The sequence below is a fragment of the Brucella lupini genome (genome assembly GCF_002252535.1).
Taxonomy (GTDB): Bacteria; Pseudomonadota; Alphaproteobacteria; order Rhizobiales; family Rhizobiaceae; genus Brucella; species Brucella anthropi.
In genome coordinates, this window is sequence record NZ_NNRN01000057.1 from 196,870 (window position 1) to 209,686 (window position 12,817).

Consider the following 12,817-nt stretch of genomic DNA (forward strand, 5'->3'; position numbering starts at 1 on the left):
TATGAGCGAACAGCCAGTGTTTCGCATTGAGGACGTGCGCAAATCCTTTGGACCGGTGACGGTCTTGCAAGGTGTTGACCTCGACCTCAAAGCAGGCGCAGTGACGGTTTTGATGGGTGCCAACGGCGCCGGAAAATCGACGCTCGTGCGCATCCTCTCGGGCGTCTACACGCGTGGTGGCGGCACCATCACGCTGGCAGATGCTGCCTTTGATCCAGCGACGCCCGCCGAGGCAATCCGTGCCGGCGTTGTCACAGTGCATCAGAACATCAATGACGGCGTCGTCGCCGATCTCGATGTGGCGACCAATCTCACGCTCGATCGGTTGAACGGGCGTGGTGCGCGGCTTTTTTTCAATCCGCGCCGGGTGCGTCGCGAAGCGGCGGCGGTCGCCTCGCGCATGGGCCTTGCCATCGACCTTTCGGCCAATATCACTGACCTGACACTTGCGGATCGCCAGATGGTGGCGATTGCGCGTGCCATGGCGCATGAACCGAAAGTGCTGATCCTCGACGAACCGACGTCGTCGCTTTCCAGTGCCGAGGCGGATCGTCTGTTCGACCTCGTTGATCGGTTGAAGGCGCGGGGTGTCGCCATTCTCTATATCTCGCATCGCATGTCGGATATTCGTCGCCTTGCCGACAGCATCGTGTCGCTGCGCGACGGTCGCATCACGGGCCGTTTCGAGGGGCCGGAACTCGATTACGAGGGCGCGGTCAATGCCATGTTGGGGCGCAAGGTGTCGGCTGGTGCCGTTGCCGTGCGCGACGCAAGTCGCCCGGTCTTCAGCGTGCGGGGCCTTAAGCTTTCCGAACAGGCGCGACCCTTCGATTTCGATCTCGGCGATGGCGAGATCGTCGCAGTCACGGGTCTTGTTGGAGTCGGCAAGACGGCACTTGCTGAAACGCTGTTTGGTGCGCGGGCCCCGGAAGCAGGCGAAATGACGCTGGATGGCGTGAACTATGCACCGAAGACAACGGGTCAGGCGATTGCTAGAGGCGTTTTCCTTGTCGCCAAGGACCGTGCGATTAGCGGCATCGTGCCGGACTTCAATATCTACGAGAATATCAGCTTGCCATTCTTACGCCGGCTTTCGACTTTCGGCATTTCAAGCCGACGGGCAGAGAAGGCAACGGCGCGCCAGCAGATTTCGTCGCTCGGTGTCGTCTGCCGCAATGAGCGTGACGAGATGCAGACGCTGTCGGGCGGCAACCAGCAGAAGGTTATGGTTGGCCGCTGGCTTTCCGAGCCATCGCGACTGCTCATCCTCGATGAGCCCTTCCAGGGCGTCGATATCGCCGCTCGTCGCGACATAGGTGAGAAGCTGCGCGCTTCTGCGGCGGGGCGCACCACAATTCTTTTCCTGACGGAGCTCGATGAAGCCTTCGAAGTCGCCGACCGCATTCTCGTGATGTCGGAACACACCATCGTAGGCGAGCACCGCAATGTCGACGTCGATGTCGAGCGGCTGCTCTCCGAGATTGCCGGACAATCCCATCAACAGGTCAGTGCATGATGATAAGTGAACAGAGCAAATCCGCCGCCACCGGCGCAGTTCCGCCTGCGGTCCTGAATATCCGGGAAACCGCGATCAAATATGGCTTCCTCGTGCTGCTTGCTGGCATGGTGCTCTATTTCTCGGCTGTAACCGGTGGTTTCGCTTCGCCCCAGAGCGCGGTCTTTATCCTGCAATCCGTGTCGATCACCGGTATTCTTGCACTTGGTGTCACCGCGACACTCGTTGTCGGCGGTTTCGATCTTTCCATTGGCTCGGTTGCGACTACCGCCATGATGGCTTCGTCCTATGTGATGGTGGTCATGGGTGGTGACGCCCTGACAGCGACACTCGTCTGCCTAGCCGTGGGCGTGCTCGTCGGTTTGGTGAACGGGATCATCATCGTCTATATGCGCGTTCCCGATCTTCTGGCGACGCTTGGAATGATGTTCCTGCTGCTCGGCCTGCAGCGTATCCCGACCGAAGGACGCTCGATTGCAACGGGCATGACGTTGCCGGATGGCTCGACGGCAACGGGCGCTTTCAGCCCGGCCTTCCTCGCGCTTGGCCGTCATCGTTTCGATTTCATCCTGCCCAATCTGGTGCCAGTTTCGGTGGTCGTGTTGATCGTGCTGGCCATCGTCATCTGGTTCTTCCTTGAATATACCCGCTTCGGCCGGATGATGTACGCTGTCGGCTCCAATGAGCGCGCGGCAAGCCTCGCCGGCGCGCCGGTCAATGCCTACAAGATCTCGGCCTATATCATCTCCGGCGTCTTCGCCTCGATCGGCGGCATTCTGCTTGCCGCCCGCCTCGGGCGCGGGGATATCGCCTCGGGCAATAATCTGCTTCTCGATGCCGTTGCCGCAGCCCTCATTGGTTTCGCAGTGCTTGGCGCTGCCAAGCCGAATGCGTTCGGCACTGCCGTTGGCGCTCTCTTCGTCGGCATTCTTTTGCAGGGCCTGACGATGATGAACGCGCCTTACTACACCCAGGATTTCGTCAAGGGCGCGGTGCTCGTCATCGCCCTGATTTTCACCTTTGCGCTCTCGAAAAGAGGCAAACGCTGAGGCGGGAACCTTCAGCGGGCTAACAATATTGATCAGTGGAGGAGACTGACATGAATTTCACGCGTAGAACCCTGGGCAAGCTGACGCTCGGGCTGATGGCTGCAGCAACATTTGCCACGCCGTCCCTTGCGGCGGATATGCCGAAACCTTTCGACAAGCCGGGTGAGGTGAAGATCGCACTCGTGCGCTATCTGTCGACCGGCGACTTCTTCCAGTCTTACCTCGCGGGCGTTGAAGCACAGGCCAAGGCGCTGGGCGTCCAGCTTCAGGTGTTCGACAGCCGTCAGGATGCAGCTCTGCAGGCCGATATGGTCGATCAGGCCATTGCGCTTGGTGTGCAGGGCATCATCATCCAGCACGGCCTGACTGAATCTATGAAGGAAGCCGCCAAGCGTGCGGTCGACGCGGGCATCAAGGTGGTCGCTTTCGATGTGAATGTCGAGAACGAGAAGATCCCGCAAGTCGAGCAGTCCGATCATGACCTCGCTCGTTTGGCACTTGAACAGGCGATCAAGGACAATGGCGAGAGCTTCAAGGCTGGCTATGTCTATGTCGCAGGCATCGCGCCGCTCGACCGTCGTGACGAGAAATGGAAAGAGTTCAAAGCGAAATATTCGGGCATCAAGGAAGCTGCCCAATTCGGCACGATGGATAATCCCATCGCCAATTCGGTTGCCAATCAGGCGCGCTCGGTGATTTCTGCCAACCCCGACATCACCGTGATGTTTGCACCCTATGACGAATTCGCCAAGGGCGTGAAGATTGCGGTCGACGAAGCGGGCATGTCTTCCGACGTGAAAATTTACTCGGCGGATATCTCGACCTCCGACATCGCCGCCATGCGTGAATCCGGTTCTGCATGGGTCGCGACAGCAGCGACCAACCCGGCTGTGGTTGGTCAGGTTTCCGTGCGCTCGCTCGCCATGCTGCTGGCCGGTGAAAATCCGGGCAAGCAGGTCATCGTGCCGCCGACGCTGATTACGCAGAAAGATCTCAACGATCAGGACATCAAGAATATGGAAGAGCTCGGCACGAAACTGCCGCAGTTCGCCCATGCCGATGTTGCCATGCCTGCATGGATGCCGAAGCCCTGATTTAGAGCATTTCCAGCAAAGGTGCGAAGCGGCTTTGCGTAGGATAATGCGGTGAAACAACCGCTCTAGGCATGACGGAATGAAGAAGGGGCGGTCCATCGGACCGCCCCTTTCTATATGTCTGAAAGGCTGAGGAAGTTGTCTGCACCAGCCCGAAAAATCAACGCATGGCTGCCGCGATATTCCCGCCATCGACGGTAGTCACGTCGGCCGTCGTGCGTTCGGCTAGTGCATGGTGCACGAAGGCACGGGCGACATCTTCAGCCGTCACTTCAAGGCCAAGCAGATTGCCGCCCATATAGTCCTTGACGGAGAGGCCGCGAGCCGCAGCCCGATTGGCAATCATCTCATCGTTCAGCAGGCCGGAACGGATGCGATCGGCATTAACCGCATTGACGCGGATGTTGTCGGCACCGTGTTCCAGCGCGTACTGGCGTGACAGGAAGAGCGTTGCCGCTTTCGGCAGGCCGTAGGCACCGAATTTTGCGCCCGGATTGACCGCCTGCTTGGAGGCATTGAACAGCAGTACGCCGCCGGTTTTCTGTGCCTTCATGATGCGCACGGCATTTTGTGCGACAGTCTGATGAGCGAAGAAATTGAGCTCGAAACTCTTGCGCAGCAGCGTGTCGTCCATCGTGGCGATAGGGCTTTCCCAGGCCGCGCCGGCATTTGACACCACAATATCGACGCCGCCAAATGTTGCGACTGCCTTATCAAAGGCGGCTCGCACAGATGCGGGATCGGTGATGTCGCAGGCAATGCCGATGGAACTGTTTCCGGCAGCCTTCGCAACCGCCGAAGCCTTCTCGCCATCGAGATCGAGCGCAACGACATGAGCGCCCTCGGCTGCAAAGGCCTTGACGACGGCAGCACCGATGGCTCCCGCACCGCCAGTGACGACAGCGACCTGCCCAGTGAACGGTTTCGGCTTGGCGCCCGCGAGCTTTGCCTGTTCGAGCGACCAATATTCGAGATCGAAGAGATCGGGACGGCTGACCGGCTCAAAGCGACCAACGGATTCTGCATCGCGTGCTGCTTCGATCCACATCTCGCCGACATCGACGGCGATGGTCGCATCCTTGAAGGTGCGACCGTGGCCAAACATGCCAAGGCCGGGCACCAGCGTCAGGCGCGGCATGGGATCGAGCATGGTGCGCTTGACATCGTCGCGCGCATCGTTGCTACGGAAATATTCGGTGTAATTGGCGACGAAGGTTGCGACGTGCTGGTCGATGACGGCACGGTAGCCGGCGAGATCATCCGTGGCCGGTGCGGGCAACACCATAGGGCCGGTCTTGATGCGGATTGAAAGATCGGGTGTGGAGACACCGCGCGCCGCCATGTCCGCGACCTCGCGGGCATTGACGAAATCGAGAATAGCCGGAGTTGTACGGAAAACGCTGACCATCCGGTCGTAGCGACCTTCTCCCTTGTCGACGGCAACTGCGCCGCGCAGCATGGAGGCGATATCGCCGGGCCTTGCCAGCGAAGCAGGGAGGGTGGCGGGCGTGAACGGATTGCGACCGTGGTTCTTGACGTGATCCTCCGCGACCGTGACATAGTGGATCATCCGGTCATAGGCTTCCTTCGCAGTGTCGCCAAAGGTGAAGATGCCGTGCTTGTCGAGGATCAGGCCCTCAACCGTCGGGTCCTGTTCGAACACTTCGGCGGCCGCCTTGGCGAGCGCGAAGCCGGGCATGATATAGGGCACAAAGCCCATTTTCTTGCCGAAGAGTTCTGTGCTCATCTTCTGGCTCTCGGCCTGATCTGCAATGGCGAGAATAGCCGTCGAATGCGTGTGGTCGATGAACTTGTGCGGGAGGAAGGCATGCAGTAGCGCTTCTACCGAAGGGTTCGGAGCGGCGGGTTCGATGAGATTGGCGCGCAGCAGCGTCACCATATCCTCGTCCGAAAGCCTGTCGAGTTTGCGGCTCTTGAGAAGGGCGTCGATTTTCACAGCGGGCAGGCCTGCCGGTTCGATAGTTCCCATGTCCCAGCCGCTGCCTTTGACGCAGAGCACCGCATGCGTGTCGCCGACGAGGTCTGTTACCTCGGTTTTTACCGACGTGTTGCCGCCGCCATGTAGCACCAGTCGTGGCTCGCCACCCAGAAGCCGCGTCGTATAGGTACGCAGCGCCAAATCGCGGTTGACGCCTTTCGCGGCGTATTCGGCGATGACCTTTTCCGCTTCGTCATCGCGCCAGAGATTTTCCATGGTAGTCAGCCTCCCGATAAACCGGCCCGACCGGCATCGGCGGACCCAAACTTTTCTGGCTCAAGCCTTGCTTGAACCGCCTTTGCCGAGCCCATCCTCGCTCCAGCGATCCAAAATCCGACGCGCCATGGAGGTGGTAATGACGAGATGGGAAGCAAAGTCGCCCTTCAACGCCGCCACCAGGGGCTCGAACTTGTTGTCTTCCTGCACGACAAGCATGCGTTTCTTGATGGCGCGAATGGAGGCGAGGTCGGCGGAAATGCAGCGCCTGTTGTGATTGCAATCCAGCCATTGGCCATCGCGATCTATGAGCTGACCGGCAATGACCCCGGCAGCGCCCTTTTCGCCCATGGCATGCATGTCGGCAGCCGAAAGCGCGCCGCATTTAACGAGATGGCTGTCATCCTCAATACCGCCGACGGAATAAAGCGCCAGATTGCAGTCCGGGATTGTAGCGAGCTGTTCTTTGATGACAGGTTCACCGCGCAATTCGTCAGCGAGGCGCTCGGAAGAGAGAACGAGCGGCGCGTAGAAGTTGATGCCTTCGGCATTGAGGCGGCGAGCGATTTCCGTAGTGCATTGGTCCGGCCTATAGGAATAGGGCGCACCGAGATTGCCGCAGAGCTGAACAACGGTAACGCTGCTCAGATCTGCGAAAGGCATTACGTCGGCAATGTGATAGACGGTGCGGCCCCAGGCAACGCCGACGCGGTCGCCCTTGTTGAGGAGTTCAAGGAAAACAGAAGCTGCGACGACAGGCATTTCAGCAGCTGGATCCATCGCTTGTCGGTCTTCCGGCACCAGCCAGACAGTGTTCAGGCCTGTCGCGTCTTCCAGTTCACGCGCCAGCACATCGTCTGAAAACAGTTCTGAGGAGGTCGAGATCGTGACGATCCCCATCTCGCGGGCCTTGCGCAGATACATCGCAATCGAAGCGCGGGAGATTTCAAGCCGCTGCGCTACCTCGTCTTGGCGCAGGCCGTGCGTATAATATAGCCAGGCGGCCTTATGGATGATCTGGTCAATCGGTCGGACGGGCATTGGGGTTCTTTCCTCGGTGTTCTGACATTAGTCATCGATACTGACAAAAGTCAATGCTTCAGCGCTGGCGAACGACGTGACATAATTAAAAGAGAATTTAGCCTGACGAACCGAGTGAACATCACGGGAGTCTCGGAAGGGCATTTATAGAGTTTTCGAAGTCCATGCGAACTTGGTTTCTTACGTTCAGTGACTTTCAGTTCCGCTTATTGCGGAGCGAATCTTTAAAACAATCGAGGCTTTTGGCATTCCGTCTGCCTGACCATTTGACGTCGCCCCCTGATTAGATTTGATTGAAGATGGCCTTAGAAACTCGCCCGATCCTCTGTTCGTTGTATCTTCCCCCCGCCAGATGTTCGGGGGTGTATTGCTGGAATGTTCCGATCGCAACGTCCTTTTTTGGTGATCGTAGCACGTTCATCAAACGCTACCTGATCGAATTGGCCGAGCCGTTTGAAGCAGTAATGAAGCCTTCGATGACACCAGTTTTAAACCATTTGCGCAGGTTATGGCGGCATCGTCAGCTGTTCCAATCACCCGCGCGAAAGTGCATAGCTCGTGCCGTGCTGTCCGTGTGTGCCGGGCAAAAGTCCACTTATCTCCGATAAGTGGATCGTTTTGGTTGCCGGTTGATATAGCTTGGCGGAAAGTCTGGCTTTGGGTAATCATAGTTGAGGGGTTGCCAAGCCCTGGAAACCTAATATCTGCCGAGACGGAGTGAACATGGCCATAGACGATATTTCATCTCTCCCGGTTTCGCAGTCCGTTGTCGGAAAACTGACGAGAGCAGCGATCTTTCTGGTCGTGACTATGAATGACGGTCATGAAGCAGAAAAGACTGTGCGTGGTCTGTGCGCTGATCTTTCGAGCCTGGTGCGAGGTGTCGGTTTCCGGCGATTGAATGGGCAACTCTCCTGCGTCACCGGTTTTGGAGCGCGGGCCTGGGACCGTCTCTTCGGTTCACCGAGGCCGAAGGAGTTGCATGTATTCCGTGAGATACGCGGCGTTCATACCGCCGTATCGACACCCGGTGATATTCTATTCCATGTCCGGGCAGACAGCATGGACCAGTGCTTTGAGTTGGCAAGTCATATCATGTCGCGGCTTGTAGGTTGTGTTTCCGTTGCCGATGAGGTGCACGGCTTTAAGTTTTTCGACGACCGCGATCTCTTGGGTTTCGTCGACGGTACCGAAAATCCAGTCGATCAGGCCGCTCTTGCAGCAACTCTCATTGGAAACGAGGATCCTGAATTTTCCGGCTGCAGCTACGTGATCGTCCAGAAATATCTTCATGACCTCAATAGCTGGAACAGAGTCCCGATCGAGGAACAGGAAAACATAATAGGTCGGCACAAGCTGTCTGATATTGAGCAACGCGATGAGCAAAAGAAGCCTTATGCTCACAATGTACTTACGAACATTGAAGAGAACGGAGAACAGCTTCAGATCGTGCGTGACAACATGCCTTTTGGCGCAGTAGGCAAAGGAGAATTCGGCACTTATTTTATCGGCTTCGCCCGTTCGCCGTCTCGTATCGAGAAAATGCTGGAAAATATGTTCATCGGCAATCCACCCGGCACTTACGATCATATTCTCGATTTCAGTCGTGCGGTAACAGGCTCACTGTTCTTCGTTCCTACTGTGAGTTTCCTTGATGCTGTTAGCCCCGACACAACCTAGGCGACACTTGCACTCACACCTGATTGATCTCCAGTTCGGCTCCGTCGGGCCGGCTGATAGCCGCAATAGGTTGGCAGGCCAGAAAACCTGTGCTGGTGGCGGGTGGTGTTGCCGCGCGCTTCGATATTCTAAAGAACATCTTCTCGGGGCAAGATTTGCTACTTCGTGAAAGCGTCCGCTTTTACCAGCGGGTGCACTGTCGACGTGATCGCAAATGAGGTTGATCCGGACGGACGCAGCTTATTGGTATGTCATCGGGTAGGCGTGGATTGCTGTAAAACTGGTACGACTGCATCGGCCTCCTGAGCTGGTTGTAGACAATCTATCGCCCCCATTGAGAGCGAGTGGTGAACGATGTACTTGATCCAGCAACCAAACAAAAAACGCGGCGCTGATCTCCAAAGTCATTCAGGCATGAAAATACGTAACAGGTGACTTGTGCAGGAGTCACCTGTCTGGATGGGTCTCTGGTGCAGATACTGGCAACGGCTCGTCTCAAGCCCGGCCGAGACGTTTACGCAATTCCTCATTCTCGGCGCGCAGTTTTGCAGCAAGTTCCTTGCGTAGTTTGAGGTTCTCCGCTTCAAGTGCAACCAAACTCGAAAGATCATCGCCGGACAAGCCCGTAGATGACACGGGTCTGTGCTTTGCAGCAGCGTTTTTCCAGTTGTAGTAGGTTTGTTCACTCACTTCAGCCTGCTGCAAAGCAACCTTGAGAGTGGATTTTCCACCCTTTGTTGCTTTCTCGATAGAAGCGAGAATGGAGGCACGCTGAGCCGGCGTGTACTTGTTGCGCTTGCGCTCCAACGGCGGTAGCGTAGCCGGCTCAGCCTTTGAAGCAGCTTTGACCGCTTTAGCGGCCTTGATAGCAACTTTGGTTGCAGCTGGAGAAGAGGCGGTTCCCGTTCGTTTTGATTTTGGTGCGGCTTTTTTCCGCGGAGCGCGCGTCTTTGGTTGGTTGCCGACAGGTTCAGCAGCATCAGTTTTCGTTACAGTCGGATTTGTGTCTGTAATCGTTTCATTAGCCACGTGGATTTTCTCCTGGTTTGCTAGTCGGAATTGGCTCGATCGTAGAATATATAGATCAATGCTTAATGTGGAAATAAGATCAAGCATTTCGTGGAGCGAATATTTTCGTAATCATGCCTTGGTCAAGCAATGGATTCGGAAAAAACAATCTGTAGGTAGTGATAAAAACTCCGCGAGCCAGCAGTTGACATAGTTCCTTGGATAGTTGTCACGGATGGCAACTCTGGTGTGCCATTTCATCGTCGCATATAAGAACAGGCGTGTTGGCAGGGATACGTATCCGGGTGTGGGGAAGCCTTTCACTCGGTATGTTGAATCCGGTGTTTTACAAATCCGATCAATGTTTCCAGGGGGAGATCAACCCGAACGTCCTGGCACAAAGACCAGGGCCAACGACCTAAATCTTAAACTGCAAGCTGTCGCGAAAACCGGGAGGTTTGGGAGGCACCCACTTGAACGAGAGCTTTCTGTCAAGAATCGCGTAGGTCAGCAAGAAAAACGACTGTACCTGAGCCGGTTCAAAAACGAGAAGCTGTTGTCAGGCCGCAAGATCAATCTGTTCGATACATTGTGAGAGAGATAGCGTCCTGAAATAGAAAACGCAACCCGCGGGAGCAGAGACAGATTTCCGCTCTGAATTGCTGGCTCCGGAAAGCGCGCACGCTTGTCTCAGGTGCAAACTGAACGGAGAAAATGAGTCCTTGTTGGTGATACGTGAACGCACGGCACAGAGAGTGTGTCGCAATTGATGCCGCCAGGTAGGTCGCGCCGCCGACAAGTCAAGTTTTAGTTTCTTGACTGATTATCAATGTTGTCATCCATTTGAATAACTGAACGGTAGAGTTCAAAACCCATGAAACGCCATATCGAGCGCGGATACGATCTCGTCATGTGAAGCAGAAAGGTTTGTGACTGGGTTCTTTAATACGGATACCGGAATTGCCGACATAAACTGTGTAACCAACACATGCTCCTCTCCTTCAATCTCGAAGCTCGGATTGAGCCGCTTCGCCGGGATGGGGGCAAGCGCTTTAATAATTAGAGGGATGACAATACGTGTTTTCAGCTCTTCCAGTAGGTCAGCCTGTACGTCGAGCACATAGCCGCCACCCGGATTGGAGTAAACGTCATATCTCGCCATTAGAATTGACGATAACGTCCAAGAGGTAAGCCATTTGCTTCGACGTAAGCATTAGAACTTTGCATCGCTGGACGATTTTCTTCTTTCCAAAGTGCTGACTTGGCAGCAGCTAGCGCCTGCGCAATTCCACTCTCGGCTGCACGCGAAATATTTATCTTATGTCGGCGCGCTTCAGAAAGAAGCTCATTATCGATTGAAAGATTGGTTGCGCGCTTGAATGTCCGGGCAGATTCCAGTTGTGGCATAAGATATGCTCCTTTGGTCGATAAATATATGCGCATATTTATGTGCATTCAATGGGAATCTGTATGTAACTCGTGGCAGATGATGGCTCCGGACTAGTCGCATTTATGTGCATGGTCACTGTCTCACGTTGTATCTTCCGAGTCACGATGAAGACGCGGGGTTGCTCGATATAGGAACAACTGACGCGATCTGGTCGGGCGCGAGATAGGCGAAACTTTGACTGGCACTCAAAACCACAAATGACCGCTTCGAGTCTTCATTCCGGACATTGGATTGCTTGTCGTGCGCAAAAAGCGGACCGACTGCCGACACATCAGTAAAGATATGTGACGGTTGGGAAGCTTACAGGCATCTGTATGAGCGAGAAGTGGCGGGAGCGGCCCCGTAAGTGCCTTGACAAACTTCGAACTCCGATATTTATACATTGTATAATTAAAGAGTTCGAAATGGTCACTGGACATGTATTCATCGCCACGAGCCTCGATGGTTTTATTGCCCGTGAAGACGGGGATATCGATTGGCTGCTAGAGCATGATCAAGCCGGGGAGGATCATGGGTACAATGACTTCATCAGGGATATCGATGTCATTCTGATGGGGCGGGGTACCTACGAAGCGGTCCGAAGCATGGGCGAGTGGTTCTATACCCGGCCAGTACTGGTCCTATCGAAACAGCTTGCACGACAAGAGGTGCCACACGAACTCAGCGGAAAGGTTCACTTTTCGGACAAATCTCCCGGAAACGTAATGGCGATGCTGACGTCCGAAGGCGCTCGACGCGCGTATGTGGATGGCGGGCGCGTCATTCAATCGTTCCTCGAGCTTGACATGATCAGTGACATGGTGATCACAAGAGTGCCGATCTTGCTTGGTACTGGGCGCCCTCTTTTCGGTCGGGGGCATCGCGATGTGGCCCTTGCGCATAAGGGCACCAGATCCTTCCCTTCTGGATTGGTCCAGTCTCATTACGAAGTCATGAAATGACGACAAGAGGACGAGGTCGGCCACCAGCGAATGGAATGCCTGTTTCGCCGGAAAGCATTCTTTCCGAGGCTTTGAGCATACTCAATACCGACGGCCTCGACGGCCTGACGATGCGCGCATTGGCAACACGTGTGGGCATCAATCCCATGACGATCTATCACCATTTCAAGGATCAAGATGGACTTGTCAAAGCGCTAGCGGAGCTTGTGTATGCTGACGTCGCGGCGCCTGAAACGGGTGAAGCTCTTGTGCGCGTCCACAGTCTTCTCTCAGCATACTACTCTAAGGTTGTTCTCTATCCAGCTTTGACCTTGGCCATATTTGCAAGGCCAGCGATCTTTCCTGATCATGCCATGAGGATCACCAATGAGTTGACCTGCCTGTTGAGCGAGCGCAACAACGCCGCTTGTTGGACGCACATACTGGTCGACTACACGCATGGTGCCGCTCTCGCCGTGGCGAGCCAGAGCGGGCGCGGAAGGCGCCAGCACTCAAATGAAATAGTGCTCAACGACTATGAGATGGGACTTACAGAACTGCTAGGGGCATTTGGAGAGTTTATTGATCGTCATAACGCTTAGATCGAGCGTAGCCCTTGAGTTACCCGATGCCAACCGCCTTTCGAACGTTATCGATCGCGCGGAAGCGAGCGTGCAAAGCTACGCTTACCTTTCTTACTCCTAAACGTTTATGATAGATGGCGTATTCTCCATTTGAATCGGAACGCCAAGAGAGAATTCTGACGCCGAATCTTCCTTGGGCGTTCCCCTGATTGGGGAGAAGGCCATAGGTTCCGTGCTTCAGGGCCGCGCCAAGCCCTTTA

The 12,817-nt window shown here is 55.5% G+C and carries 12 protein-coding genes; 6 read left to right on the top strand and 6 right to left on the bottom strand.

Annotated features, from left to right (window positions below):
- The first annotated feature begins 1 nt into the window (after position 1).
- The 3 genes from CES86_RS22490 to CES86_RS22500 are packed head-to-tail and all read left to right on the top strand — an operon-like array spanning position 2 to position 3,659.
- Positions 2–1,516: a sugar ABC transporter ATP-binding protein gene (locus CES86_RS22490; RefSeq protein ID WP_029928561.1), complete on the top strand. Its 1,515-nt coding sequence runs from the start codon at positions 2–4 to the stop codon at positions 1,514–1,516.
- Positions 1,516–2,565 (top strand): ABC transporter permease, encoded by a 1,050-nt coding sequence (locus CES86_RS22495; RefSeq protein WP_029928559.1) that lies wholly within the window; start codon positions 1,516–1,518, stop codon positions 2,563–2,565. Before CES86_RS22490 ends, CES86_RS22495 begins: the two co-directional genes overlap by 1 nt.
- Before the next feature lie 50 nt (positions 2,566–2,615).
- A complete protein-coding gene (locus CES86_RS22500; protein ID WP_010660463.1) occupies positions 2,616–3,659 on the top strand; it encodes a substrate-binding domain-containing protein in 1,044 nt (347 codons plus the stop codon).
- Positions 3,660–3,819: 160 nt separating this feature from the next.
- Here CES86_RS22500 and CES86_RS22505 read toward each other — a convergent pair whose 3' ends face one another.
- Entirely contained in the window at positions 3,820–5,874 is a 2,055-nt protein-coding gene (locus CES86_RS22505; protein WP_010660462.1) for a bifunctional aldolase/short-chain dehydrogenase, read from the bottom strand.
- 60 nt (positions 5,875–5,934) lie between these two features.
- On the bottom strand, positions 5,935–6,915 hold the full coding sequence (locus CES86_RS22510) for a sugar-binding transcriptional regulator (RefSeq protein ID WP_029928557.1): 981 nt from the start codon (positions 6,913–6,915) through the stop codon (positions 5,935–5,937).
- A 723-nt stretch (positions 6,916–7,638) separates the two neighbouring features.
- Between CES86_RS22510 and CES86_RS22515 the strand changes: the two genes are divergently transcribed.
- Complete coding sequence (locus CES86_RS22515) at positions 7,639–8,595, top strand: Dyp-type peroxidase (protein ID WP_036588342.1); 957 nt, start codon at positions 7,639–7,641, stop codon at positions 8,593–8,595.
- A 495-nt stretch (positions 8,596–9,090) separates the two neighbouring features.
- On the opposite strand, the gene CES86_RS22520 is transcribed toward CES86_RS22515, so the two are convergent.
- From CES86_RS22520 to CES86_RS22535, 3 genes are all read right to left on the bottom strand, one after another.
- On the bottom strand, positions 9,091–9,624 hold the full coding sequence (locus CES86_RS22520; RefSeq protein WP_094515485.1) for a transposase: 534 nt from the start codon (positions 9,622–9,624) through the stop codon (positions 9,091–9,093).
- An 844-nt stretch (positions 9,625–10,468) separates the two neighbouring features.
- Entirely contained in the window at positions 10,469–10,765 is a 297-nt protein-coding gene (locus CES86_RS22530) for a CcdB family protein (RefSeq protein ID WP_010660454.1), read from the bottom strand.
- Positions 10,765–11,010, bottom strand: a complete 246-nt coding sequence (locus CES86_RS22535) for a type II toxin-antitoxin system CcdA family antitoxin (protein WP_010660453.1) — start codon at positions 11,008–11,010, stop codon at positions 10,765–10,767. The genes CES86_RS22530 and CES86_RS22535 overlap by 1 nt, the downstream gene beginning before the upstream one ends.
- A gap of 447 nt (positions 11,011–11,457) precedes the next feature.
- Here CES86_RS22535 and CES86_RS22540 point away from each other — a divergent pair, with 447 nt between their 5' ends.
- Together CES86_RS22540 and CES86_RS22545 are read left to right on the top strand one after the other, a co-directional pair.
- On the top strand, positions 11,458–11,994 hold the full coding sequence (locus tag CES86_RS22540) for a dihydrofolate reductase family protein (protein ID WP_094515494.1): 537 nt from the start codon (positions 11,458–11,460) through the stop codon (positions 11,992–11,994).
- A gap of 35 nt (positions 11,995–12,029) precedes the next feature.
- Positions 12,030–12,575, top strand: a complete 546-nt coding sequence (locus tag CES86_RS22545; protein WP_235819995.1) for a TetR/AcrR family transcriptional regulator — start codon at positions 12,030–12,032, stop codon at positions 12,573–12,575.
- A gap of 19 nt (positions 12,576–12,594) precedes the next feature.
- Here the strand turns inward: CES86_RS22545 and CES86_RS27745 are convergent.
- Positions 12,595–12,817: hypothetical protein (locus CES86_RS27745; protein ID WP_208617836.1), on the bottom strand; the 223-nt coding region annotated here is incomplete at its 5' end.

Bases quoted from the DNA above. Each gene is read 5' to 3' on its own strand.
- CES86_RS22505 (WP_010660462.1), bottom strand. From the start codon at position 5,874: ATGGAAAATCTCTGGCGCGATGACGAAGCGGAAAAGGTCATCGCCGAA.
- CES86_RS22545 (WP_235819995.1), top strand. From the start codon at position 12,030: ATGCCTGTTTCGCCGGAAAGCATTCTTTCCGAGGCTTTGAGCATACTC.
- CES86_RS22530 (WP_010660454.1), bottom strand. From the start codon at position 10,765: ATGGCGAGATATGACGTTTACTCCAATCCGGGTGGCGGCTATGTGCTC.
- CES86_RS22535 (WP_010660453.1), bottom strand. From the start codon at position 11,010: ATGCCACAACTGGAATCTGCCCGGACATTCAAGCGCGCAACCAATCTT.
- CES86_RS22540 (WP_094515494.1), top strand. From the start codon at position 11,458: ATGGTCACTGGACATGTATTCATCGCCACGAGCCTCGATGGTTTTATT.
- CES86_RS22500 (WP_010660463.1), top strand. From the start codon at position 2,616: ATGAATTTCACGCGTAGAACCCTGGGCAAGCTGACGCTCGGGCTGATG.
- CES86_RS22495 (WP_029928559.1), top strand. From the start codon at position 1,516: ATGATAAGTGAACAGAGCAAATCCGCCGCCACCGGCGCAGTTCCGCCT.
- CES86_RS22510 (WP_029928557.1), bottom strand. From the start codon at position 6,915: ATGCCCGTCCGACCGATTGACCAGATCATCCATAAGGCCGCCTGGCTA.
- CES86_RS22490 (WP_029928561.1), top strand. From the start codon at position 2: ATGAGCGAACAGCCAGTGTTTCGCATTGAGGACGTGCGCAAATCCTTT.
- CES86_RS22515 (WP_036588342.1), top strand. From the start codon at position 7,639: ATGGCCATAGACGATATTTCATCTCTCCCGGTTTCGCAGTCCGTTGTC.